19 protein-coding genes and 2 tRNA genes are annotated in these 24,156 nt (G+C 41.6%); 12 read left to right on the top strand and 9 right to left on the bottom strand.

The annotated features are described in order from the left end of the window. Positions 1–132: 132 nt before the first annotated feature. Positions 133–627: a sigma D regulator gene (rsd, locus tag DZ860_RS21720; RefSeq protein ID WP_120035195.1), complete on the bottom strand. Its 495-nt coding sequence runs from the start codon at positions 625–627 to the stop codon at positions 133–135. Between the two features lie 179 nt (positions 628–806). Between rsd and nudC the strand changes: the two genes are divergently transcribed. From nudC to DZ860_RS21705, 3 genes are all read left to right on the top strand, one after another. Continuing rightward, positions 807–1,592 (top strand): NAD(+) diphosphatase, encoded by a 786-nt coding sequence (nudC, locus tag DZ860_RS21715; protein ID WP_120035193.1) that lies wholly within the window; start codon positions 807–809, stop codon positions 1,590–1,592. Positions 1,593–1,901: 309 nt separating this feature from the next. Further along, a complete protein-coding gene (gene hemE, locus DZ860_RS21710) occupies positions 1,902–2,969 on the top strand; it encodes a uroporphyrinogen decarboxylase (RefSeq protein WP_005596706.1) in 1,068 nt (355 codons plus the stop codon). Positions 2,970–3,081: 112 nt separating this feature from the next. Continuing rightward, positions 3,082–3,717 carry a TetR/AcrR family transcriptional regulator gene (locus DZ860_RS21705; RefSeq protein WP_120035191.1) on the top strand — a complete coding sequence of 212 codons (636 nt, stop codon included), beginning with the start codon at positions 3,082–3,084 and terminating at the stop codon, positions 3,715–3,717. A 126-nt stretch (positions 3,718–3,843) separates the two neighbouring features. Here the strand turns inward: DZ860_RS21705 and DZ860_RS21700 are convergent, their stop codons facing one another. Then, a complete protein-coding gene (locus tag DZ860_RS21700) occupies positions 3,844–4,980 on the bottom strand; it encodes a murein hydrolase activator EnvC family protein (RefSeq protein ID WP_120035189.1) in 1,137 nt (378 codons plus the stop codon). Between the two features lie 171 nt (positions 4,981–5,151). After that, the gene (gene gpmM / locus DZ860_RS21695) at positions 5,152–6,684 is read right to left on the bottom strand and encodes a 2,3-bisphosphoglycerate-independent phosphoglycerate mutase (RefSeq protein WP_120035187.1); all 1,533 of its coding nucleotides are present in this window, start codon (positions 6,682–6,684) and stop codon (positions 5,152–5,154) included. Between the two features lie 648 nt (positions 6,685–7,332). Between gpmM and DZ860_RS21690 the strand changes: the two genes are divergently transcribed. The 5 genes from DZ860_RS21690 (at position 7,333) to DZ860_RS21670 (ending at position 11,986) form a co-directional block, all read left to right on the top strand. Next, positions 7,333–8,550: an acetyl-CoA C-acetyltransferase gene (locus DZ860_RS21690; protein ID WP_120035185.1), complete on the top strand. Its 1,218-nt coding sequence runs from the start codon at positions 7,333–7,335 to the stop codon at positions 8,548–8,550. Then, a complete protein-coding gene (locus DZ860_RS21685; RefSeq protein ID WP_120035183.1) occupies positions 8,543–9,199 on the top strand; it encodes a CoA transferase subunit A in 657 nt (218 codons plus the stop codon). The genes DZ860_RS21690 and DZ860_RS21685 overlap by 8 nt, the downstream gene beginning before the upstream one ends. Then, positions 9,192–9,890 carry a 3-oxoacid CoA-transferase subunit B gene (locus tag DZ860_RS21680; RefSeq protein ID WP_120035181.1) on the top strand — a complete coding sequence of 233 codons (699 nt, stop codon included), beginning with the start codon at positions 9,192–9,194 and terminating at the stop codon, positions 9,888–9,890. Before DZ860_RS21685 ends, DZ860_RS21680 begins: the two co-directional genes overlap by 8 nt. After that, positions 9,881–10,918: a ketopantoate reductase family protein gene (locus tag DZ860_RS21675; RefSeq protein WP_120035180.1), complete on the top strand. Its 1,038-nt coding sequence runs from the start codon at positions 9,881–9,883 to the stop codon at positions 10,916–10,918. The genes DZ860_RS21680 and DZ860_RS21675 overlap by 10 nt, the downstream gene beginning before the upstream one ends. Positions 10,919–10,990: 72 nt before the next feature. Continuing rightward, positions 10,991–11,986: an NADPH:quinone reductase gene (locus DZ860_RS21670; RefSeq protein WP_120035178.1), complete on the top strand. Its 996-nt coding sequence runs from the start codon at positions 10,991–10,993 to the stop codon at positions 11,984–11,986. 1,103 nt (positions 11,987–13,089) lie between these two features. Here the strand turns inward: DZ860_RS21670 and DZ860_RS21665 are convergent. Both DZ860_RS21665 and DZ860_RS21660 read right to left on the bottom strand, forming a co-directional pair. Next, positions 13,090–13,869: an SDR family NAD(P)-dependent oxidoreductase gene (locus DZ860_RS21665; RefSeq protein WP_120035176.1), complete on the bottom strand. Its 780-nt coding sequence runs from the start codon at positions 13,867–13,869 to the stop codon at positions 13,090–13,092. Positions 13,870–13,909: 40 nt separating this feature from the next. Further along, on the bottom strand, positions 13,910–15,550 hold the full coding sequence (locus tag DZ860_RS21660; RefSeq protein ID WP_120035174.1) for a BCCT family transporter: 1,641 nt from the start codon (positions 15,548–15,550) through the stop codon (positions 13,910–13,912). A 623-nt stretch (positions 15,551–16,173) separates the two neighbouring features. Here DZ860_RS21660 and DZ860_RS21655 point away from each other — a divergent pair. Continuing rightward, positions 16,174–17,121: a LysR family transcriptional regulator gene (locus tag DZ860_RS21655; protein ID WP_120035172.1), complete on the top strand. Its 948-nt coding sequence runs from the start codon at positions 16,174–16,176 to the stop codon at positions 17,119–17,121. A 141-nt stretch (positions 17,122–17,262) separates the two neighbouring features. On the opposite strand, the gene DZ860_RS21650 is transcribed toward DZ860_RS21655, so the two are convergent. The 4 genes from DZ860_RS21650 to rsgA form a co-directional block, all read right to left on the bottom strand. Further along, positions 17,263–19,143 carry a methyl-accepting chemotaxis protein gene (locus DZ860_RS21650; protein WP_120035170.1) on the bottom strand — a complete coding sequence of 627 codons (1,881 nt, stop codon included), beginning with the start codon at positions 19,141–19,143 and terminating at the stop codon, positions 17,263–17,265. A 298-nt stretch (positions 19,144–19,441) separates the two neighbouring features. Beyond that, on the bottom strand, positions 19,442–20,857 hold the full coding sequence (locus DZ860_RS21645; protein ID WP_120035168.1) for an SLC13 family permease: 1,416 nt from the start codon (positions 20,855–20,857) through the stop codon (positions 19,442–19,444). A 174-nt stretch (positions 20,858–21,031) separates the two neighbouring features. Next, positions 21,032–21,889, bottom strand: coding sequence for an archaetidylserine decarboxylase (gene asd, locus DZ860_RS21640; RefSeq protein ID WP_120035166.1), 858 nt, complete (start codon positions 21,887–21,889; stop codon positions 21,032–21,034). Positions 21,890–21,998: 109 nt separating this feature from the next. After that, positions 21,999–23,054: a small ribosomal subunit biogenesis GTPase RsgA gene (rsgA, locus tag DZ860_RS21635; RefSeq protein ID WP_120035164.1), complete on the bottom strand. Its 1,056-nt coding sequence runs from the start codon at positions 23,052–23,054 to the stop codon at positions 21,999–22,001. Between the two features lie 112 nt (positions 23,055–23,166). Between rsgA and orn the strand changes: the two genes are divergently transcribed. From orn to DZ860_RS21620, 3 genes are all read left to right on the top strand, one after another. Continuing rightward, positions 23,167–23,712, top strand: a complete 546-nt coding sequence (gene orn, locus DZ860_RS21630; protein WP_120035162.1) for an oligoribonuclease — start codon at positions 23,167–23,169, stop codon at positions 23,710–23,712. A 168-nt stretch (positions 23,713–23,880) separates the two neighbouring features. Beyond that, positions 23,881–23,956: transfer RNA gene (locus tag DZ860_RS21625), tRNA-Gly, on the top strand. Between the two features lie 68 nt (positions 23,957–24,024). Then, a tRNA-Met gene (locus tag DZ860_RS21620) sits at positions 24,025–24,101 on the top strand. The last annotated feature ends 55 nt before the right edge of the window (positions 24,102–24,156 follow it).

Raw genomic sequence — 24,156 nt, 5'->3', positions numbered from 1 at the left:
GAGCGTTTTTCATCTCATAATAGATAGACGTACGACACTAACGCAAACATCAAAAACATTTACGAGCGTTAATATACCCTGATAAAAGTCACCACAGTTGCTGGCTTTTATCAGGGTATCATATTGCTTTAGTTAAGCACCTGGTGGGACGGCAAGGCTATCTACAATCAGTTGTATTAACCCATCTTCCAATTCGAATCGTAACTCAATGATCTCACCAAGGTTCGAAAGATCCTGATCGAATGCTTCTAGTGTGTCTTCTTTATCAACATCAGCATACACGTCAGTAAAATTGAGCAATGGTTCTGTGGTTAGCACTATTTTTGCGTAGGCCTGATTTATTTCATCTGTCGCTTCAAAGCCTGTCGCTCGCCATTTATCCATAACCATGTCATAGATCTTGAAGTGACCTTCAGAGATATAATCGACTAAATGTTGGCTAAACAGCTGTAATTTTTGAGGTGTAGGTAGAGATGATAATCCTGATTTTGATTGTGTCGGTTTAAGCGCAGCAAGCTTACAATATTCGACAATCAGTTCTTGTCTGGTCTCTAACCAGTGATCGATGACTTCGCTTGAGCCGCCCCACTGTTCTTGTGTTTGTTTGAATTTATTTAGCATGACCATACCCTCATGATCGGATCACTGCCCTGGTGATCGTTAAGCCTTACTGAGTAAGGCGTACATAGGTATACAACCTATTGTCCTTACGAGAGTTTATAACTAAAGAATTACTTAGATACAAACTCTGGTATGAAATTAGATTGCCAGTAAAATGATCGAACTGCAAGGGATGAGGAAAGTGAATGTTAAATAAATGTGTTACTGATAAGTTTGAAATAACTTACTGGTGTATTGTCTCAGGGAGTGAGGTTTGGCTGAAGAACGGTCAATTACCACTCTCTAGCGCGGCGCAAGAGAATCTTCCTTTAGATAAAGCGATTTGTATCGGTGAGCATCAGGGAATTCGAGTTCTTTGGTTAAATGAAGCCGATGTCGATACACCAAGACCGCTAACTTCATTGCGAGAATGTTTGCACTTTCCGGAATCTCTTTTTCTATTGATAAGTCGAGCGATTCAATATGGACACATGATGCAGACTTTTCGCTTTTGTCCTCATTGTGGAGGACGCAACCACCTCAACCATAATCAGTTGGCGATGCAATGTCATGATTGCCGAACGCTTCATTATCCTCGTATTTTCCCTTGTATCATTGTCGCAGTCAGAAAAGACGATGCAATATTACTTGCGCAGCATCCCCGACACCGTAGTGGGATGTACACGGTTATCGCCGGATTCTTAGAAGTAGGGGAGACCCTTGAGCAATGTGTTGCTCGTGAGGTAAAGGAAGAAACAGGTATCGATATTACCAATATTCGTTATTTTGGAAGCCAACCTTGGGCTTTTCCCTCAAGCATGATGATGGGGTTCTTGGCAGATTATGCGTCAGGCGATATAAAACCTGACTATAACGAATTAACTGATGCTCAATGGTTTTACCCAGAAAAGATGCCAAATGTAGCCCCTGAGGGGACGATAGCAAGGGCATTAATCGATAAAACAATCAAGGATATCGCTCTTTCCCAATAAGTGGTAAAGCGGATATTACTGGTTTATTTTGAATAGGATACAGTGGTTTCTGTTGAATAAAAAAAACCCTCCGAGAAGGAGGGGGTAAGTAAGATGTCGTTATGAGATTTTGAGTTACAAGAACTCAATATTGTAATTGTAGTTTTCGCTAGCAGGGCGATTTAAGCACTGTTACTGACTGCGTGCAAATTAACCAGAGTTTTAAAAGTTAATAACTTGATCTAGGTTGCAAAGCACTCGTCTTTTGCGAGCGAAACAGTGTTAGAATATCCACGTAAAAATAACGCCTAACGATTGGAAAAAAGCACAATGACTGAATTAAAGAATGATCGTTATCTGCGTGCGCTTTTGAAAGAGCCTGTAGATTACACCCCAGTATGGATGATGCGCCAAGCAGGCCGTTACCTACCTGAATATAAAGCGACTCGTGCTCAAGCGGGAGACTTTATGTCACTGTGCCGCAATGCTGAGCTTGCTTCAGAGGTGACCTTACAGCCATTACGCCGTTTTCCTCTTGATGCTGCGATTCTATTTTCTGATATTTTGACCATCCCAGATGCGATGGGTCTAGGTCTGCGCTTTACTCAAGGTGAAGGCCCTGTATTTGATAAGCCAATCACCTGTAAAGCGGATGTTGATAAGATCGGTTTGCCTGATCCTGAGGGTGAATTACAGTATGTTATGAATGCCGTCCGTCAGATCCGCAAAGATCTGCAAGGTGAAGTGCCTTTGATTGGCTTCTCTGGGAGCCCATGGACCCTAGCAACTTATATGGTTGAAGGTGGTAGCTCAAAAGCGTTCACTAAGATCAAAAAAATGATGTATGCAGAACCACAAACACTGCACTTGTTACTCGATAAACTTGCTGACAGCGTGATTGAATACCTTAATGCACAGATCAAAGCCGGCGCGCAATCTGTGATGGTATTTGATACATGGGGTGGTGTACTGACTCCGCGTGATTACAATCTATTTTCACTGCAATATATGCATAAGATTGTTGATGGCCTTATTCGTGAAAATGATGGCCGCCGTGTGCCAGTTACGCTATTCACTAAAAATGGTGGCATGTGGCTTGAGCAAATCGCAGCAACAGGCTGTGATGCGGTTGGCCTAGACTGGACTATCAATATTGCTGACGCAAAAGCTCGCATTGGCGATAAAGTCGCACTGCAAGGTAACATGGATCCATCAATGCTTTATGCTTCTCCTGAGCGAATTCGTGAAGAGGTGGGTTCTATTCTTGAAGGTTTCGGTGATGCTGGTACTGGTCATGTATTTAATCTAGGTCACGGTATCCACTTAGATGTGCCGCCAGAAAACGCTGGCGTATTTGTTGAAGCGGTTCACGAGTTATCAAAACCGTACCATAAATAACGACTTTAGAATCATACCAATGTAAGCGAAAGCGCCTGATTATTCAGGCGCTTTTTGTTATTAGCAACATGAATGGTTATACTAAAAAAAACACAACGGATACGGATTGGCAATGAAGACGCGCGATAAAATAGTATTAGCTGCTCTTGAGTTATTTAACGATAACGGTGAAAGGAATATCACTACAAATCATATTGCAGCCCATATTGATATTAGCCCTGGCAACCTTTATTACCATTTTAGAAACAAGCAAGAGATCGTTCGTGAGATTTTCTCCTTGTACTCTTGTGAGTTATTAGAGCGTTTTACACCGATTCAGGAACAGCAAGAGAGCCTAGTGATGCTTAAGCATTATCTTGCTTCCATTTTTAACTTGATGTGGAAATATCGATTCTTCTATGCAAATTTGCCCGAGATCCTTCAAAGAGATGAGGGGTTGCATGACGACTACATTAAAGTTCAGGAAAAGCTTCAGGCAAACCTTGTGAACATTATGCGAGTCTTTGTTGGCTTGGATTTGTTGAATGTTTCTGAGCGAGAGATGAAACCTTTGGTAACTACACTTCATCTCATTGCTTCAAGTTGGTTGGGCTATCAATCAGCCATGTCACCGAAGACCCAAATAACAGAGCAGGTGATTCATCAAGGGATGCTGCAAATGATTGCTATCGTAAAACCTAAGGCTACGCCATTAGGTTTAGAGCAACTGCAGTTACTGGAAGAAGGCGTTAAGGCTATTCATGCCTAATTGGCAATCCTAGACAACGAGATAAAAAAAGAGGGAACATATGTTCCCTCTTTTTTATTTAGCTAATTATGTTTATTTAGCTACCCGTGTTTATTTAGCTACCCGTGTTTATTTAGCTAAGCATGTTTAATTCGTTAGCCATGATTTTGGGTTCTGCGTTTTGCTATTACGTCGAATCTCAAAGTAGAGTGCAGGCTGGGATTGACCGCCTGTATCACCGGCCATAGCAATAGTCTCTCCAGAGGTTATCTTATCACCCTCTTTCTTTAATAGGCTTTGATTGAAGCCATAGAGCGTCATATCTCCTTTACCATGATCTAGGAGTACGACAAGACCATAACCTCTTAAGTAATCAGCAAAAACGACCGTTCCAGAATATACAGCTTTTACAGGTTGTCCGTAATTAGCTTTAATCACGATCCCTTTCCAGTTGATCTGTCCAGACTGATTCGAACCATAGCTATGCAGTAGTTTGCCTTTGAGTGGCCACGGAAGCTTCCCTTTTCTGCGAGCTAAGCCATCCATTGGAACCGCATTTCGTTTTGCCGCTTTTGCAATTTCTGCTTTTAGACGAGTTTCGTTGCGTTGTAGTTCTGAAAGGTAAACCGAATCATTGGATATGTTTTTCTTAATACTGCTGACTGTCCCTTTTCGTTTTGATTGGGTTTTGGCGAGCTGATCTCGTTTTTCGGTCTGTTGTTTTAAAACCGTAGTGATATGTTCTTGCTCTAACGTTAACTGATGCTGATTCTTTTCTAGTTCAATCGCGGTTTCTTCCAAATCCTCAATGGTTTTGGCGCGTTGCTTAGCCAAGTATTGGAAATATTGGCTCATGCGATCTTCTTCAATATCTTGATTTAGTAAGTTTGAAGATGACTTGGCCTGCTGCGTGACGTAATAAGTCTGTAGCAACTCAGCTAATTTTTTACTTTGTTTTTCTTTTTGCTCTTCAAGCGTTTCGATACGACTTTCAAGAGTACTGATATTGGTTTTACTTTTTGCTAAAGCGTTTTTAGTCAGAGTGATTTCTTTTTCTAATTTAGCAATGCTTAGTTCTTGCGTTTTGAGTGATTGCTGTAAGGCATCCAGTTTTTTCTTTTGCGAAGAGAGTGCATTTTTTTGACGAGAAATTTCACTACTAACACCTTTAAGTTCATTTTGAGATGCACTATGAGCAGGTGATGTTGTTGTTAGGGTGGCGATGAATACAAGTGTTGTTAAGCGAGTTAAAGGTCGAAGACAACCAAATTTCCTTGTAAACATGAATATTGCACTCTAAGTGATTGAGATTGGTATTGAGCCAGTATACCGAAAGTACTTCTTTAGGCGAAAGATCAAAGTAAAAAGATATCTACTTTACGAATTAAGTCTTGTCCTTAAAACAAAACGCCCAAGCAAGCTTGGGCGTTAATCAGAACGAAATAGGAGTCGAACTTACTTGAACAGTACGTTACCTGTCATTTCTGTTGGGATCTCTAGGCCGGTTAGTGCAAGCATAGTTGGAGCAAGATCAGACAGTTTACCGCCTTCTTTGAACTCTAGTGCTTTATCACCAATGTACACTAGTGGTACTGGTAGGCTAGTGTGTGCAGTATGAATGCCGCCCGTTGTTGGGTCGATCATCATTTCAGCATTACCGTGGTCTGCGGTGATCAGTAGTTGACCACCCACTTCTTTAATAGCATCTACCACTTTACCAACGCTCGCATCAAGAGCTTCGATTGCTTGCTCTGCTGCTTCGTATACACCAGTGTGACCAACCATATCTGCATTCGGGTAGTTACAGATGATAGTGTCGTATTTACCAGATTTAATTGCAGCGACCAGCTTTTCTGTTAGCTCTTCACAGCTCATTTCTGGTTGAAGGTCATAAGTTGCAACTTTAGGAGAAGCAACAAGTTGACGCTCTTCACCGTCAAATTCATTTTCAACGCCGCCGTTAAAGAAGAAAGTCACGTGTGCGTATTTTTCAGTTTCAGAAATACGTAACTGAGTATGGCCTTGTTTAGATAGCCATTCACCGTACGTGTTTTCTAAAGACGCTGGTGGGAATGCCGCTGCTAGAGGAATGTCTGCCGCGTATTGAGTCAGCATTACAAAATTTAGCGCTGGGAATACAGCACGCTCAAAACCATCGAAATCAGGTACGAATGCACGAGTGATTTGACGAGCTCGGTCAGCGCGGTAGTTCATGAAGATAACAGCATCGCCGTCTTCCATTACTGCGTCTTCTTGACCTTCAGCTTTGATAGCTGTTGCTTTAACGAATTCATCGTTTTCATTACGAGCATAAGCTGCTTCTAGACCAGCGACGGCTGAATCATAAGTGAAATCAGCTTTTGCTTGAGTCAGAAGATCGTAAGCAACTTGAACACGTTCCCAGTTGTTATCACGGTCCATTGCGTAGTAACGGCCAACCAAAGAAGCCACACGACCTTTACCTAGTTTTGCAAATAGGTCTTGGAAGCGTTGCAGTGAGTTCTCTGCACTGCGAGGTGGAGTGTCACGGCCATCTAAGAAGCAGTGTAGGTAAATCTTTTCAGCGCCACGAGCCGCAGCCATTTCAACTGCAGCGTAAATGTGATCTTCGTGAGAGTGTACGCCACCAGGAGACATAAGACCCATGATGTGAACCGCTTTACCTGCTTGGATTGCTGAATCCATAGCTTCAACTAATGCTGCTGTTTCAGCGAATTCACCATCAAGAATTGATTTGGTGATACGAGTAAGATCTTGGTAAACAACTCGGCCTGCACCGATGTTTGTGTGGCCAACTTCAGAGTTGCCCATTTGACCGTCAGGTAGACCCACATCCATGCCTGAAGCAGAAATGAGAGTGTTTGGGTTATTCGCAATCAGTGCATCCATTACTGGCGTTTTTGCATTCGCAATTGCGTTACTTGCTGTGTCTTCACGGTAACCGTAACCGTCAAGGATAACTAGAGCCATTGGCTTCTTAGCAGACATAATGATGACCTCATCAAATTTAAGTAACTGTTGTGGCCTGACGGCCTTGAAACAAAACTAGCGTAATTTTACTACACTTTTTAACCAGAACTGTAGGCTAAGATCAAAAAATGTCTGCGAATTAATGTAGCTAGCTTTCAGGCTGTTTGCCATTCTTCCAACAAGTTACGAGAGTATTACGTATTATTTTTAGACAAAAAAGCGCCAGTTTAAAGTTGAATCTCCCTATTTTAGCGATAGGGAAAAGCAAGTTTCATTGCTAAATCACTGGGGTACATCACTATATTCCTATTGAATCACACGCTCTGTCTCACTTTTATTATTCGAGAGAAACGATAAAGACCGTTAATCGTTAGAACTTCGACTCTTCTACTATCGCCATCAGAGAATCAAAACGAGAGAAGTGTGCTGACATCTCTTTTTTGTTTTACAGCAATAGCTGTTTCCCATGCCGCATACCATGGTGAGCTTTATGAGTCCCTCACATTTAATAATACGCGCGAAAACCAGTGATCTAGGTCATGAAGTTACATTCAATTCTGCACTTTCTTGTTTGCATTTATGCCGAATGAACAAGGGTTTTCATCACTAAATTCTCGATTTTTCTCGTTTATTATTTGCCTAAATCAGTCAATACGAGAATGACCTATGAGAAAAGTGTTTATTGTGAGTGCCAAAAGGACGGCGATAGCTTCCTTCTTAGGCTCATTAAAAAATATATCACCAGTTGATCTAGCTGCGGCAGTAATTTCTTCAATTCTGAAAGATACCGGACTGCATGGCGATGAACTTGATGAGGTGATTGTTGGTAATGTGCTACCAGCGGGTCACGGACAGAATATTGCGAGACAGGCGTCTATTCGCGGTGGTGTTCCGGCTAGCGTTCCTGCCTATACAGTGAATATGCTTTGTGACTCAGGTATGAAAACCTTAATGAATGGAGTGGCTTCGATTCGTGAGGGCGGAGCAGAGATTATCTTAGCTGGTGGCACTGAATCTATGTCGCAAGCACCTTTTATCTCTCCTTGTGGTGTCAGAACCGGCGTTAAGTTTGGTGATTTCACAATGCGTGATCACCTACAAGAAAACCTAGATGATGCATTCAATCAATATCACATGGGAATGACAGCAGAAAATATCGCTGACCTATATGGTATCTCTCGTGAAGAGCAAGATGTCTTTGCGATGCGATCTCAAGAGCGTGCGATTGCTGCGGTTGATAATGGTCATTTTGTTGATGAAATTGTGCCTTACATTATCACTGAGCGTCATGGCGATATCTCATTTGAAACTGATGAGTATCCAAATCGAACCACAAACTTAGACAAGCTTTCATCTTTAAGAGCCGCATTTAAAAAAGGTGGCTCTGTAACGGCGGGCAACGCTTCAGGTCTTAATGACGCAGCGAGTTTTACTTTGCTTGCATCAGAAGAAGCAGTCAAGAAATACAATTTAACTCCTCTTTGTGAAGTTATTTCAGTCGCCCAAAGTGGACTTGAACCAGAAATTATGGGATTGGGGCCTGTTAAGTCTATCTCTAAAGCGTTGTCAAAAGCTGGCCTCGATTTTACAGACATTAATAAGTTTGAAATCAATGAAGCTTTTGCAGCACAAGCAATTGGTGTTGTTAAGCAATTGAAAATTGATCATAAGTTTGATTCTCAATGGCTTGATCAACGACTTAATGTTAACGGTGGAGCGATCGCTCTTGGTCACCCACTTGGTGCAAGTGGAAACCGAATCATCGTTAGTCTGATTCATGAAATGCGTCGAGCTAAAGATACTTATGGCCTAGCAAGTTTATGTGCAGGTGGTGGCATGGGGACTGCCGTGATCTTAAAGATGGAGGGTAGTCACCATGAGTAAAGTTATCAGCATTCAAGAGGCTGTAAACCTTATTCCTGACAATGCCAGAGTTATGTTTGGTGGCTTTCTAGGGTGCGGTACTCCTGAAACAATGATTTCGGCACTCATCGACTCTGAGGTGACGGGGATTCATTTAATAGCTAATGACACTGCGACGCCTGATATCGGTGTTGGTCGCTTAGTGGTTGCGGGAAAACTGAATGAGATCACTGTCTCTCATATCGGTACTAATCCGATCACAGGTCAGCTCATGAATGAAGGTAAGTTGGCTGTGAACCTTGTTCCACAAGGGACACTAGCGGAAGCCATTCGAGCTAAGGGTGCGGGCTTAGGTGGGTTTTTAACGCCGACAGGTGTGGGCACGATCGTTGCTGAAAACAAACAAACGTTTCAGGTTGATGATAAGTCTTACTTATTAGAGCCACCAATTGGTGCTGAAGTCGCGGTTATTCGTGCTTATAAAGCGGATAAAGCGGGCAACCTTGTGTATGAGAAATCAGCTCGAAATCAAAACCCTTTAATGGCAATGGCGGGAAACATTGTTATTGCTGAAGTGGATGAAGTTGTTGAAGTCGGTGAACTCGACCCTGAATGCGTCATTACACCGTCTGTTTTCGTTAATTATATTGTCGAGGCGCAGCATGGATAAGCATCAAATACGAGAGATCATTGCACGTCGAGTCGCTCAGGAATTTAAGAATGGTGATGTCGTTAACTTGGGTATTGGTTTACCGACAGCCGTCGCTAGCTATGTCACTGAAGATCAAAATATTACGTTTCAATCAGAAAACGGCATTTTAGGCGCAGGTGGTTACGTTACTGCAGAACAGGCACAAAAGAACTTATTTAACGCTGGCGGCCAGCCAATCTCAGTCATCAAAGGTGCGTCTTATTTCGATAGTGCTACCTGTTTTGCCATGATTCGAGGTGGTCACTTAGATATGACCGTGCTCGGAGCGTTGCAAGTTGATGAGAAAGGTGACATCGCTAACTGGATTGTACCAAACAAGCTGGTTCCTGGAATGGGCGGAGCAATGGACTTAGTCGTTGGTGCTAAGAAAGTGATTGTTGCTATGGAACATACGGCTAACGGCAAGCCTAAAATTCTTAAAAAATGCGAACTCCCATTAACTGCAATGGGAGCGGTAGATAAGATTATTACTGAAAAGTGCGTTATATCAGTTACCGACAAAGGTCTGGTATTAGATGAAGTTTTTGCTCACTCAAGTATTGATGATGTGATAGCCCATACAGAAGCAAACTTGATTATAAACAATAATTTAATTGACTCACAGTCTCACCCCCAAACTACGGAAGAAGAGGTCTCATTATGCATGTAGCATTAGTTGGCGCTGGTGCCATTGGTACTATTCTTGGTGCTCTCCTAGCTAAAGCGGGCAACGATATTACCCTTGTCGATGCTTATTCAGATCACGTTGATGCAATCAACAAAAATGGAGTTCGCTTAATTGGTTATTTGGATGAGACGATCCCTGTAAAAGCGGTTCTTCCTCAAGATATGAGTGGTCAGTATGACTTAATTATTCATTTGACCAAGCAAACCGTTTTAAAACGCTCATTGGAACAATGTCTTGAGTATATGCATGATGAAACCGTAGTGCTTTGCCTACAAAATGGTATTCCAGAAGAACTAGCTGCAAGTGTCGTGGGTGCAGATAGAGTCATGGGCGGTACCGTTTCTTTCCCTGCAACATTTGTTGAGCCAGGTTGCTCTGAGTTGACATGTCCAGCGGAGTTATTAGGCATCAACTTCGGTCGTCTTGATGGTGAGATTACGCCAAAAGTAACAGAAATCCAGAAGCTTATTGAAACAGCTATGCCTGCACATGTGACTACTAACCTGATTGGCAAACGCTATCAAAAGCTAACTGACAACAGCGTATTTAGTGCGTTGCCAACGGCATTGAACTGTGCGATTGAACCGGTTCTTAATGACAGATTCGCAATGGAAGTCATCGCTCACCTTGGTCGCGAAGCGGGCATGGTAATTAAAGCTCTTGGTGTAACGCCTGAAGAAGCATTTGGTTTAAATCCAACATTTGAAAATGTGAATTTTGACAACGAGGAGCAATTGACTCATGTCATTGAAGAGTTCTGGACGCCGATTTACTCACCATACAAGAGTCAAATTGGCAGCATGCTACAGGACATCCGCAATGAAAAACTTTGTGAAGTTGATTTCATCAACGGTAAGTTTATTGAGAAAGGTGAAGAGTTAGGCATGGATTTGCCTTATATGAATAAAGTGGCGGACATCATTCGTAAGCTACAAATAAAAGAATTACCGCTTGAGTCTGCATGGGACAACCTAGCGTTATTTAAAGAGCTGAAGCGCATCACCCTATAAGCCTTGAAGTTAGTGACTCGCGCATTAATCAATAACGTATAACAAAACAAAAATGAATAAGTAGGATAACAAATGAAAGCTATTACTTTTGAAAAATTTGGTAAGTCGGAAGAAGTTCTAAAAATCGTAGACGTGGATATGCCTGAAGTTGGGGAAAATGATGTACTGGTAAAAATGTACACAACAACGCCAAACCCATCGGATACAAACAAGCGTAACGGTTCTTTCCCTAATTTGCTTGATGACGGTTATGTCATCCCACACTCAGATGGTGCTGGTGTTGTAGAAGCTGTTGGTGCGGGTGTAGATAAATCTTGGATTGGCAAACGAGTATGGTTGTTCAACGCACAATATGGTCGTCGTTTTGGTACTGCAGCTCAGTTTATCTCCCTAAATGAAGAGTTTATCGTTGAGCTTCCGGACAATATCTCATTCCAAGAAGGTGCTTGTCTTGGTATCCCTGTGATGACTGCTCACCGCTGTCTATTCTCTGACGGTTGCATTGAGGGGAAAACCGTTGTGGTCGCTGGTGGTGCTGGCCGTGTAGGTAACTATGCTATTCAGTTGGCTAAGAAAGCGGGTGCTAAAGTTATTGCAACTATCGTTGAAGATCGCGATCGTGAGGCGTGTTTAGAAGCAGGTGCTGATGCGGTTATTAATGGTATTGCTGAAGATGCAGCGGCACAAATTTTAGAAGCTAACAATGGCCAACGTGTTGACCGTATCGTTGAAGTTCAGTTTGGTGCAAACTTATCACTCGACTTGGATATTATTGCACTAAATGGCGTCATTGCGACTTACAACTCAACAATCGTTCGTGAGCCGGTGATCCCATTCTTCCGTGCTATGTATCAATGCCCAACGATCAAGTTTGTTATTGTTTACGCAATGCCACTTGAAGCTCGACTACACGCGATAAAAGATATTACAGGTTGGTTGGAAGAAGGTTCTATTGATATTCGTGTTAGTGAAGTGCTTCCAATGGCGCAAATTGCTAAAGCCCACGATCTTATTGAAGCTGGCCAAGTTCGTGGCGCAGTTGTTGTTAACATTGACCAAGAGTGCTAATTATCACGCTTAATTCGAGAACGGATTAACACAGTTAATTTAAAAATATATGGGCAGTCGTAATCTACGGTCTGCCCATTTTTCTATAAAGAATAAGACATAATAATTAACCTTGTTCAAGAAAGATAAACAAACCGCGCTTGATTTTATTCAGCTGAGTCGTATTTACGATTTCAATCACTACTTATTATCTCCCCCCTCCAAGTAACCTCCAGAACTCTTAATTTTATATGTTTATTTTTTGTTTGTTATAAATTCGGATAAATTAAATATAAGTATACCTTTTATTTAATACTGCATAGTTGTACTGAAATGATGGGTTTTCTTAATTGCAAGCTTAAGTAAGAATGAGTTTTTGGATAACTACATATGCCTGTATATGCTTATTTGTCATTGAATGGAAAGTAATGTTTTGATAATTGATAGTGATAAGAAGTGAATATAGGAGTGGCTAATTTTGAAATAATTTAATTTACATAATAAACATGTAATATTCTATTGATTGCGTATTTGTGCGATTGAAAACACCTAAAACAGATATGGTGTTTTCGCTATTATGACGTCGTCATTCATTTATTTTTAATGCTTGTAGTTRGGGGGGGGGGGGATACGGGTTTAGTCTCTTGTCATCGTTAGCCATTGATGGCGTGTACAAGCGAAACCGTGATGCCGATGAATCATTAAAATGAAAGTAGTACAGGTCTGAGCTTGAAAGCTTTTGTCATTGAATTATGAGTAGCCACTAAGCCACTAAGCCACTAAGAACCAACCAACCAACCAACCCCAAGAATGCACTGAGTTGTTAACTGTTCGAACGGGCTTGCCATGTGATTGTGGATAGGCATTATGTTGTTCGAAAGCGGTAGTCGCATAACAATAGGTTAGTATTACTTTTGACGAGTGGTTACCGTGAATTTAGCTGCATTGTATTTCTGGGGAAGTAATGATGGGAGGTTTAGATTATCAGCCAGTTATCACAAGATAGACAGGGATGCATATTGTATTTAGCTCAACCAGAGCATTTTTGTTCTCTGTGAAATAGATATAAAAAAGCTGGTAGTCATATTGCATGACTACCAGCTATGTGTGAGCTAATACTGATTTTAAATGCTTTGGTCGCCTAGACCCTCTGTATGGCCATCAATAGCGATAACTTGACCTGAAATACGTTTCGCAGCAGGTGAACCGTAGTAGGCAACAAGAGCAGCCACTTCTTCGGAGTCAACGAAAGTACGCATAGAAACGGTCGCTTTCCAAATCTTCACTGTTTCTTCAAAAGAAAGACCTTTCTTATCAGCATCAATCTGAATAAGCATGTTTAAGCGATCGTTGTCGACACAGCCAGGAGAAACCGCATTTACTGTAATATTGTCACGACCAAGTTCCATTGCCCAAGTCTTCGTTAAACCTACAACGCCCCATTTAGCAGCAGTGTATGGAGAACGGTATGGGTAGCCAAAGCCATAAGCGGTAGACGTCATGTTGACGATATTACCAGACTGTTGAGCTTTCATCATTGGAATAGCTTGACGAGTACAGTTATGCATACCGCCAAGCGTAACTGCTAGAGTATCCATGAATTCGTCATTATTGATATCATGAGTTAGTTTAACTGGACCCGTGCTACCAGCGTTATTGAATAGTAGATCCAGGCGGCCCCAAGTTGATTTTAACTGTTCGAATGCGGCAATCACATCTTCTTCACAGCTTACGCTACCATGGTAACCTTGTACGTCTGGATAAAATTTATCAATCATGCTGTTTAGAGCTTTTTCATCCGTATCTAGTACGAATACCTGATAACCTTCTTTAATTAAATGCTCTGTAGTGCAAAGACCGATTCCGTTAGCACCGCCAGTAATAAAAGCAATACGCTTATCCATGATGTAATCCTCTAAAAAATAATAATTGTTATTGTTAATCTTAATCAGCTACGGCTGGGGTCAAAATATTTGACTCAATTGCCGGAGCATCTAAATACATTTTTTCTATTTCGTCGCGAGACAGGTGTCCAAAGTCACGCTGAAGTACATGCACTGCGCAGTAACACATGTAGGCACCAAGAGCGGCCATTGGGACAACAAGCACATAGATAGAGCTTTGAATCGCTTGCATTGAAGCACCAGTAGCGATGAGCGCTAGAGGAACCAGTACTAAAACCGCAGCCCAAACAATTTTCAGAATGCGACTTGGGTTAGCATTTTCATCCAACGTCTTTTGTGTATTACAAGCCATGGTGAATGCAGCGCTATCTAGTGTAGAAATGAGCAACATTGCAGTTGTGAATAGGAAGATAGTCATTGCGATGCCAGACAGAGGCAGAGAGCCTAGTGCTAGGGCAATAGCATGAGTACCTTGGCCATCATTCAACATGTCAATGACTGGAACAATATCGTTTAGTTGCATGTTCATCATAAAGCTGCTGGTTACGCCAAATAGTAGGGTTAGGCCAGCTGTACCGCCTATCATTGAACATGCAAGGATATTGCGAATAGTACGACCCTTAGATACTTTAGTGATGAATACAGCCATTAGTGGAATATAAGTAGCCCAGTAGCCCCAGAAGAAGACAGTCCAGCTTTGAGAGAAGCCACTTCCACCAATTGAGTCAGTATAGAAACTCATAGCGATGAAGTTTTGAATCCAGTGTCCAACTGCTCCTGTTGTGGTATCCATGATGAATTGAGTTGGGCCAAACATAGTGATGAACACTAAAAGTAGACCTAATCCATACCCACCAAAGCTACAAATTCGGCTTAGTCCTTTTTCAAGACCAAGTAGACAACTGATAGCTAGAATCACAATGATAGCTGTAATAATCGTGGCTTTTAGAATAAAACCATCGGTAAAACCAAAGGCGCTGGCCATCGCTCCGGATAGTACAGGTACGCCTAGAGCGGGTACTGTCACTAGAGTGATGATCAAAATAGTAGGGTAAGCAGTGTTGAGTGCCGTACCAATGATTTTACCGATGCGTTTGTTCGGAGACATGTGAACGATGATATCGCCCAATTTTAATGAGTTAATGTTTTTGTGGTAGAAGTAGTACATAACAGGGATAGCGGTAACAGAGAAGATACCCCAACCAACAAGTCCCCAGTGGTGGATAGCATAAGGAACAGCCCATTCATAGGCTTGAACAGATTGGCTTGCTAAACCTCGTGCAGGGCTATCTGCGTATGCTGCCCATTCTAGGAATGCCCAGTACATGGTACCTGAACCAAAGCCAGCAAAACCCATCAATACGATGTATTGAATTGTACTGTAGTCCGGCGAGCCTTCGCCCATTTTAATCGCACCATATTTTGAAATGGTGAAATAAAAAGCTAATCCCAATGTTAAAAATGCCCACCAAAGTATAGCGGAAGTGAAAGTATCGCCTACCCATGTTGAAATACCTTCAGCAACGGTCAAGCTGAAGTCAGGGAAAACGATGAAGCAAAATGTTATGGCCAATACAAAAATAATATTAGCAATGATTGTTGTGGTATTAAAATTCTGAATTATTGATGCTGACGAACTAGATTCGTCATCCCTTATATTCTGTTCAATAGTTGAACTCATATTAATTCCTCTTTAAATTTTAGTTTTAATAAATAATTTGTCGCTATTGGATTCTTTATTTTGTTTATGGTTACAACACATAATATTTATCGTGGGTTGTTTTATGAATAAGTTTCATCATTTAAACATCCCTATTGTTGTAACGGATAACCGCCTTAATCATTGGCCGTTATCGTGTTAACTGGTTGGAATAAATAATAAACGAGAAAAATCGAGAGTTTAGTGATCGAGGGCTGTGTTTTTGCCGCAGAAATGAAATTGGATAAATCATAATTGAAAGCAGATAACTGAGTGATGTCACTAAATAAAATGTTCATTAGCGAAATTCGGTTGGCTTATCTTTAGATAGGTTCAATTAAATTTGTAATTATTGGTATATATACTGAAATAGTGTGACTTAGTTCAATAATATTATCTAGCTCATGGCTTCAAGTGAAAATGGGAGTGATTTCTATTTAATTAACATAATTACTCCTGTTTTATTGATTCTATTTTTAGAGCTAAGTATCAATGTCTGATGTTTAAGTTTGTTATTGTCTGCGACGTATTGCCTGAATGTAGGCTAAGAATGTTGTGCTGTGGTGAATGGGTTTGCTTGGGATGATTAACTATAGGAGTCAGGTATGTTAGACAAAGCAGCATTATTTATCGATTTGGTAAGATCGGGAACGCTACACGATGCAAGCGTGTCAAAAGGCATATCGGTATCTACTGCTTCAAGATGGATAAAACAACTGGAAGACGATCTTAACGTTAAGTTGATTATACGAGAAAGCAAAGATCTCACCCTTACTCAGGTGGGGAAACTCTTTTATGAACAGTTTGCACCTATCGTAGATGAATCGGACAACGTGATGTTTCGACTTGCAAATCAGCAGTTTGAAGATCGTGGTCACATTAGTGTCATGAGCACCCCTATTTATACCAATCATTTCTTAGTTGATAAGCTAAGTCATTATATGCAATTGCATCCAAATATTAGTATTAAACTTGAAGTCAGCCCATGGGGCGGTGAAAGCGTAGATCAATATGATATTACGATTTCAGCATCTTCGACTTGGGATGGTTGTAATGAGCGGGTAAAAGCGTATGTGCGACGCGATCTTGTCTGCTGCCCGTTTAAATTGGTGGGATCACCAGCCTATTTGCATAAGAGTAAAGAGATAAAAGATCTTAGTGATATCAAATACCATAGGTGTGTATTTGCTACCTCACTGACCGGGGGGAATGATTGGATATTTTCAACTAATGGTGATATTCAGAAAGTAAAGATCCCTAAAACATTTGAAATTAATGATGTTGTCTTGTTACTTAAATCTACCCTGAATGGTGTCGGTATTAGTTATCTACCATCCATTTTAGTTGATAAATACATTGAATCTAAGCAACTCGTTCATTTACTACCAGAACATGGTACGAGTGAGTGGCGTTTAAGTATGTACTATCGTTCACCACTGGTGGCTACGACAGTTTCAAATAACTTGAAAGAGTTTCTTATCAACCACAATGATGCTTATCTCAAAATCATCTCTTCGCTTGGTTGTAAGGCTGATGCTCTAACTCAAATATAAAGCAGAGACTTAAGTTGGTCATCCTTCATTGAATCACTATGAACTAAGTCGAGATATTGGGGAAAACGAAACAATACTCCTCAATATGACGTGCAGCTTACGATTTCGTCATCACGCCATATTGAGGAAAGTAGCGGTTAGTTATACTTTAAAGCGACCAATTTGGCTTCGCATCGTTTCCGAAGCTTGATTCATACCTTGGACGCATCGACTACTTTCAAATGCTTGGGATGCGATAGCATCGGAAGCATCTTTGATAGCTTGTGTATTTTGACTTATGTCTTCGCTTACTGCTCGCTGCTCTTCTGCCGCGCTTGCGATTTGTAAAGCCATATCATTAATTTGTTCGATGGCTGAGGCAATCTCCCCTAGGCTTTGTGCTGATTTTTCAGCGTAAGAAACGCTGGTTTCAGCTAGGTGATTGCTCTCTTGCATTCCCTCAACCGCATGACGGGTGTTTTGTTGCAAGGTTTCAATCATGGCACGAATTTCTTCCGTTGAACCGCGGGTTCTTTGACTAAGTACTCGCACTTCATCTGCCACAACGGCAAAGCCTCGGCCTTGCTCACCAGCTCGAGCTGCTTCGATCGCAGCATTGAGTGCTAATAAGTTTGTTTGCTCTGCAATATCTTGAATTGTCGACAGAATCTGATTAATGCTTTGTGCATTGTTTTCAAGTTCACCAATGATTTGTGCTGCACTTGATACTTGATTCGCTAAGCTCACAATGGCATCACGGTTTTGTTGAATTACTTGTTGGCCTACCTGGCAAGTTGTCGTGGATTCATGTGATGCAGAAGCGGTCATTTCTGCGTGATTAGCGACTTCAGCTGCGGTGGCTGACATTTCATGGATAGCGGTAGCAATGAGATTGACATCATTTTGCTGCTGCTCAAGTCTTTCAGAAGCTTGATGCGAATAGTTGGTGGCCTCTGTTGCTTGGTTAGACAAAGAATGGCTGGTATTGATGATGCCACTCAACATCATTTGCATCTGTTGAATAAATTGATTCACGTGCGTCGCTAAGTCGCTAATTTCATCATTCCCTTTGATAGCCACGCGCTGGGTCAGGTCACCTTCACCCTTCGATAACTCTTCAAGCGCGGTAGACAGGGTTTGTAGCGGCTTTAATAAGCGTGTGATAACAAAAGTACTGATTGCCGCAATCACGAGATAGAGCAGCACTGAAGCAATCGAAGTGAAAGAGATTTGTTCGTTAACCGGTGCAAAAGCCAAACTCTTATCCATGATTAGACCGAGGGACCAATCTGTATCTTGTACGTTACTGACGTAGATGAGTTTGTCATCTTGACCTGGCCATTGGATGGTTGCGATATTTGCGCTTTGAGACAGACCCTGTATTTTAGTTGGTGTTAGTTCTGGATTGAGTGCAGTTAATGGTTGCTGGCTCAGTTTTTCATCTTGATAGGCAACAATGTTATTTTTGCCATCAACTAAGAAAGCAAAGCCATTATTATCTAATTTTATATTGAGAACTTCGTTAATAAGGCTCGTGACAGTCAAGTCTGCAGCAAGAACGCCATGTTTATTTCCAGAGAATGATTTAGCAAAACTCACTACAATACTGCCATCAAAATCTTGATAAGGTTCTGTAATAATGAGTTCATTGGAAGTAATGGCATCGGTATACCAAGGACGAGTTCTTGGATCATAGTCAGATGGCCAGTTTTCAGTTTTGTCGCCATAGGCGATAGTCCCATCGGAAAAGCCGGCATAAACAGATAAGAATTGGCCAGCCTTTTTACTCAATAGCATTTCTCTATCTGCATTATCAAACTGCGAAATAGCTTGCTCATTCGCTAGCATGATTTCGCTACGTGCACTTAGCCAACTACTAATGTAGCGTGTCGTGGCTTGGCTTACGTTTGATAGTTCATTGCTGATTGATGAGGTGGTTTCTTGTTTCAATTGATGAACAGATATTCCAGCTTGTACGATGCTGACTATCGCGATAATAACGGCAATAGCAATTTGTATTTTTAACTTAATCGTTGGTTTCATTCTTTTCCCTATAGAGAGCAATGCTGACAGGTTCGAATTCTTATTAAAACGAACATCTATACATATTTTTCTTGTTTATATTCTAAATGGATATAAGTAGTGCGAGGTTAATACCTTTTTGAATATTTTATTATTATTTTTAATGAGAAAAACAGGTCATTATTTGACAAGTAAATAATATACAACGATTTTATGAATTGTGTGACATTTGTCGTATGTAATGCGGATAAAAAAATGCGATACCTTGCCAAAAATCAGATTTAGGTATCGCATCAATAGTACGTTGATAACAAGTTGGCTAGTTAATAACAAGAGCTGCTGTGTAGACGATGAGTAATCCGACAACACCAATAATGACGCCAGTTTTTGCCATGTCCTTACTTTCAATCAGACCTGTCGAATAGGCTAGGGAGTTTGGTGGTGTAGAGACAGGAAGAATCATCCCAAGGGAAGCTGAGAATGCGATGACGACGAGTAAGCCCTGCAAGCCACCAATTTCTCCAAGGTTTTGCATTGAAGTCCCGATTGCTGCTGCAATCGGCATGAGTAAGTTTGCCGTAGCGGTATTCGACATAAAGTTCGCCATCACCCAACAAACTAATGATAGGGTGATTAAAATAGAGGTCGGAGAAAGAGATTCATAATCAATAGCGTGCGCCAATGCGACAGCCAATCCTGTTTTATCTAGACCTATTCCGATGGCGATCCCGCCAGCAACTAACCACAACACATCCCAGTTAATCTGTTTCAGTTCAGCTTTTCCCATAATTCCAGTTAAGGTAAACGCTGCGAGAGGAATGATAGAAACCACATAGGTATTCATACCGTGTAGTTTCGTTGTCATCCACAATAAAATCGTGACAGCAAAAGTGACATAGACGACGATTGCTCGCCAATTTTTTTGAAATTTCCCATCGAGCTTCAAGATCATCTTGTCTTCAGATGAGGGGAATAGCTTTTGTAACAAGAACCAAGCAATGGTGAGCTGAACGACAACAAATGGTAGCCCCATCATCATCCAAGATAGGAAGTCGATACTGTCTTCTCCGGTCAAATATTGAAGAGCGATAGCATTAGGTGGCGTTCCTATTGGAGTGGCAATCCCCCCCGTATTAGCCGCGATCGGAATGCATAGCACCAATGCTTTAATACCTAGATCCCCCTTTGGTGCCGACGCGACGATAGGGCCAAGTAGGGCGAGCATCATCACCGTAGTCGCCGTGTTAGACATGAACATCGAAAAAACAGCGGTGATTAGCATTAATCCGAGCATGATGTATTTAGGCTGGGTCCCAAAAGGTTTGAGTAACACCCGGGCTAAGTTGTTATCGAGTTCATATTTAGCGGCGGCAATGGCGAGTGCAAATCCCCCCATGAATAGGATGATAATAGGGGAGGAAAATGCACTAAAAATATCGGTGTAAACCATCAGCTCTCCAAGATCGTGTCCTGCTGGTGGCGTTCTAAATAAGCGTAACCCTTTATCGGAAATCATAATGAGTTCGAGGGCTATAATGAGAATGGAGGTCGCGAAAACGGGGACGGGTTCAAGAACCCAAAGGAGAGCAGCGAGTAAAAATATAGCAAGTAGTCGGTGCTGTATTAGTGTGAGATCGTCAATAGGAATAGAGTCTATAGGAATAAACAATACCGCCAGTGGTAACCCAAAACAAATGATTAACTTTATCAACAGCGTAGAATTCATTTTTCGCATCGGCAAACGACCCTTTCTCAACCGCGTTAGGCTGAGTAGATTAATTTATAATCACTATCGAGTCTTAGACCAACGTAAGAGTTTTAGTATGTTGTTGAAATTCTTGCTAAGGATTTGTTTTTGGTCAAAAAAAAGCCCCGATAAAATATCGAGGCGGTGTAGCCATTTTATGATTTACGCTTTGTGTGCGTACGGTGTTCCCATAACGGTTGGTTCGTTATGTTTCATGGACTCATCAAAATGAATGCTACCTTTTGCGAATAGGTTGATCACGGTAGAACCGAGTTTAAATCGGCCCATCTCTTCGCCTTTTTTCAATGTAATTGCTTGTTCGCCTTGTGCTGGGTAATCCCAGCTATGAACAGTATTACCACGTGGTGGTGTGACTGTACCAGCCCATACAAGTTCAATACTACCCACGATGGTTGCACCGACTAATACTTGTGCCATCGGGCCAAAATCAGTATCAAAAATACACACAACACGTTCGTTACGAGCAAATAGATTTGGTACATTTTCCGCAGTCAGTGGGTTTACTGAAAATAGATCGCCCGGAACATAAATCATTTGGCGCAACACGCCATCACACGGCATGTGAACGCGATGATAATCACTTGGGGATAGATAAAGTGTTGCGAATTCACCCTCAGTGAATTGATCCGCTAGATTTTTATCACCACCTAGTAGTTCTTGAGCCGTGAAGTCGTGACCTTTAGCTTGAATTAGTTTGCCATCTTGGATAGGGCCAAACTGACTCACACAAGCATCAGCTGGGTGCGTAATGACATCACTTCCTTCGCTAATTGGGCGAGTGCCTTCTTTTAATTCTCGAACAAAAAATTCGTTAAACGTCTTGAAGTAGCTTGGATCTGAATGCAGAGCTTCATTCATGTTGACGTTATATTGTTTGATAAACCAGCGAATGATTGCTGTGGTTAGACCGCCTGCTTTTGCAGAGGCTAGTTTTCCTACTAGTCGGGTTAAACCGTGTTGGGGAATCCAGTACTGCAGTCCAACTTTAATCTTATCCATTGTGTAAATTTCCAATGTTAACTATTTGTATCAAGCTTTAGGGCGCGAAATGTTACTGAAAAAAACAGCAAAAGTCAGTATTTGCTGCTTTTTCTTATCGATAGGTGCGCTATAAATCAGTTTTTTTGCTGCGTGAATATTGTCTATTTGCTTTGTTTTCACTCATGCTTTCGAGGATACGATGGTAGTTTTCAAAGCGAGCTTTGCTGATTTCTCCATCTTCGACCGCTTGGCGCAAGATACAACCAGGATCATCACCGTGTTTACAGTCTCTAAATTTACACCCACCGAGGTAAGGATGAAATTCAATGAATGCTTTGGTTAACTCGTCAGGCTCTAAGTGCCATAGACCGAACTCGCGAACGCCCGGAGAATCAATTAAATCACCACCAGATGGGATATGATACAAACGAGCGGCCGTGGTCGTGTGCTGGCCAAGGCCTGAGTTTTCGGAAATAAGCCCTTCTTCAATTTCGAGACCAGGCATTAATGCATTCACTAAACTCGATTTACCAACACCAGATTGGCCTACAAAAATATTAATACAGTCACCTAGCGCGGCCTCTAGTTCAGGAATTCCCTCACCAGATTCCTTACTCACGAATAACACCTTATAGCCAATTTTTTCGTAGTCACGCAGTGATTGCTGGTATTGCTCACGTTGCGCTTGATCCAATAGGTCAATCTTATTGAGCACTAGTAATGGCGGAATTTGCAGCGTTTCGGCTGCAACCAAATATCTATCAATGATATTCAGAGAAAGTTCAGGCAATACTGATGAGACTATTACCATTTGGCCAATATTGGCTGCTACGGGTTTTAAGCCATCGTAATAATCAGGGCGAGTAAGTACTGAACTGCGTGGCTCTACGGCTTCAACAACACCTGAAATGCCATACATGGATTCAAGGCCTGCACGCCAAATAACTTTGTCACCTGATACCAATGACTCAATACCACGTCTTAAGTTACAACGGTGAATCTCTTGAGTTTCGAAATCTTCAATATCCGCATGCTGACCAAAACGGGTAATGACTAACCCCATTTTTGTGCCGCCTAGCATGGACTCATCCCACTGAATGCTTTCTGCTTTAGTGAGTTTGCGTTTTTGGTTGCTACGAACGCGTCTTACTTGACCTTTTGTGAGCTTTTTCTGTTTTGCCACGATTATCTACTTAGCTATTTTAGTCATCTTGATAGACCCTCAGAATGCTATCTTGAGGATCAGAATTTGGTTATAGTACATTTTTTCCGAGTAAACCAATAGGCAACGATTTATGTCCTTTAGCGATCAGAATTTGATTTGGGTAGATTTAGAGATGACGGGACTGGATCCTGAAACTCATAAAATCATCGAAATTGCTACCATTGTAACCGATAGTGAATTGAATATATTAGCTGAAGGCCCTGTACTTGCTGTTCATCAGCCTGAATCTGAATTAGCGAAGATGGATGATTGGTGCACCAATACGCATACTGGTAGTGGTCTTGTTGCCCGTGTTAATGAAAGTCAGATCGACGAGCAAGAAGCGATTCGCCAAACGATCGCATTCTTAGAGCAATGGGTACCAAAAGGTAAATCACCTATCTGTGGCAATAGTATCGGCCAAGATCGTCGCTTTTTGTATAAACATATGCCAGAACTTGAAGAATATTTTCACTATCGTTATGTCGATGTTAGTACATTGAAAGAGCTGACTCGTCGTTGGAAGCCTGAGATCTTAAATGGCTTTACAAAGCAAGGGAGCCATCTTGCACTTGATGACATTCGAGAGTCGATTGCCGAGTTAAAGTACTATCGTCAAACCATTTTTAATATTTAGTCAGCAACCGGTGCTGAATTAACGTACAATAACGGCTTGATAAACCGTCGTCTATGGGCGCTTTTTCATCAAACAGAAAAAAAATGAATTATTTTCACAATAAGAGCTTGCATCGTACGGAAATGCTCTTATAATTCGCAGCCCTAAACGACGGAAACGTTGTTAGATGCGACACTAGCTCAGTTGGTAGAGCGCAACCTTGCCAAGGTTGAGGTCATCGGTTCGAACCCGATGTGTCGCTCCAAATTATCTGGTTAGACTTTTRGTYTGATTGGAGTAAAGTTYYCATTGTACTTAACAATGRCATCCGGACGCGGGATGGAGCAGCTTGGTAGCTCGTCGGGCTCATAACCCGAAGGTCGTAGGTTCAAATCCTGCTCCCGCAACCACATTAAGAGTAATTGCTTTAGCGATTATTCATGCGACACTAGCTCAGTTGGTAGA

It is taken from the genome of Vibrio sinensis, assembly GCF_003605645.1.
Lineage (GTDB): Bacteria > Pseudomonadota > Gammaproteobacteria > Enterobacterales > Vibrionaceae > Vibrio > Vibrio sinensis.
This window is presented reverse-complemented; position numbering and strand designations above follow the sequence as displayed.

Bases quoted from the DNA above. Each gene is read 5' to 3' on its own strand.
- DZ860_RS21645 (WP_120035168.1), bottom strand. From the start codon at position 20,857: ATGCGAAAAATGAATTCTACGCTGTTGATAAAGTTAATCATTTGTTTT.
- DZ860_RS21650 (WP_120035170.1), bottom strand. From the start codon at position 19,143: ATGAAACCAACGATTAAGTTAAAAATACAAATTGCTATTGCCGTTATT.
- nudC (WP_120035193.1), top strand. From the start codon at position 807: ATGTTAAATAAATGTGTTACTGATAAGTTTGAAATAACTTACTGGTGT.
- DZ860_RS21690 (WP_120035185.1), top strand. From the start codon at position 7,333: ATGAGAAAAGTGTTTATTGTGAGTGCCAAAAGGACGGCGATAGCTTCC.
- DZ860_RS21670 (WP_120035178.1), top strand. From the start codon at position 10,991: ATGAAAGCTATTACTTTTGAAAAATTTGGTAAGTCGGAAGAAGTTCTA.
- DZ860_RS21655 (WP_120035172.1), top strand. From the start codon at position 16,174: ATGTTAGACAAAGCAGCATTATTTATCGATTTGGTAAGATCGGGAACG.
- DZ860_RS21685 (WP_120035183.1), top strand. From the start codon at position 8,543: ATGAGTAAAGTTATCAGCATTCAAGAGGCTGTAAACCTTATTCCTGAC.
- DZ860_RS21680 (WP_120035181.1), top strand. From the start codon at position 9,192: ATGGATAAGCATCAAATACGAGAGATCATTGCACGTCGAGTCGCTCAG.
- DZ860_RS21660 (WP_120035174.1), bottom strand. From the start codon at position 15,550: ATGAGTTCAACTATTGAACAGAATATAAGGGATGACGAATCTAGTTCG.
- DZ860_RS21665 (WP_120035176.1), bottom strand. From the start codon at position 13,869: ATGGATAAGCGTATTGCTTTTATTACTGGCGGTGCTAACGGAATCGGT.
- orn (WP_120035162.1), top strand. From the start codon at position 23,167: ATGTCCTTTAGCGATCAGAATTTGATTTGGGTAGATTTAGAGATGACG.
- DZ860_RS21675 (WP_120035180.1), top strand. From the start codon at position 9,881: ATGCATGTAGCATTAGTTGGCGCTGGTGCCATTGGTACTATTCTTGGT.
- asd (WP_120035166.1), bottom strand. From the start codon at position 21,889: ATGGATAAGATTAAAGTTGGACTGCAGTACTGGATTCCCCAACACGGT.
- hemE (WP_005596706.1), top strand. From the start codon at position 1,902: ATGACTGAATTAAAGAATGATCGTTATCTGCGTGCGCTTTTGAAAGAG.
- DZ860_RS21700 (WP_120035189.1), bottom strand. From the start codon at position 4,980: ATGTTTACAAGGAAATTTGGTTGTCTTCGACCTTTAACTCGCTTAACA.
- rsd (WP_120035195.1), bottom strand. From the start codon at position 627: ATGGTCATGCTAAATAAATTCAAACAAACACAAGAACAGTGGGGCGGC.
- gpmM (WP_120035187.1), bottom strand. From the start codon at position 6,684: ATGTCTGCTAAGAAGCCAATGGCTCTAGTTATCCTTGACGGTTACGGT.
- DZ860_RS21705 (WP_120035191.1), top strand. From the start codon at position 3,082: ATGAAGACGCGCGATAAAATAGTATTAGCTGCTCTTGAGTTATTTAAC.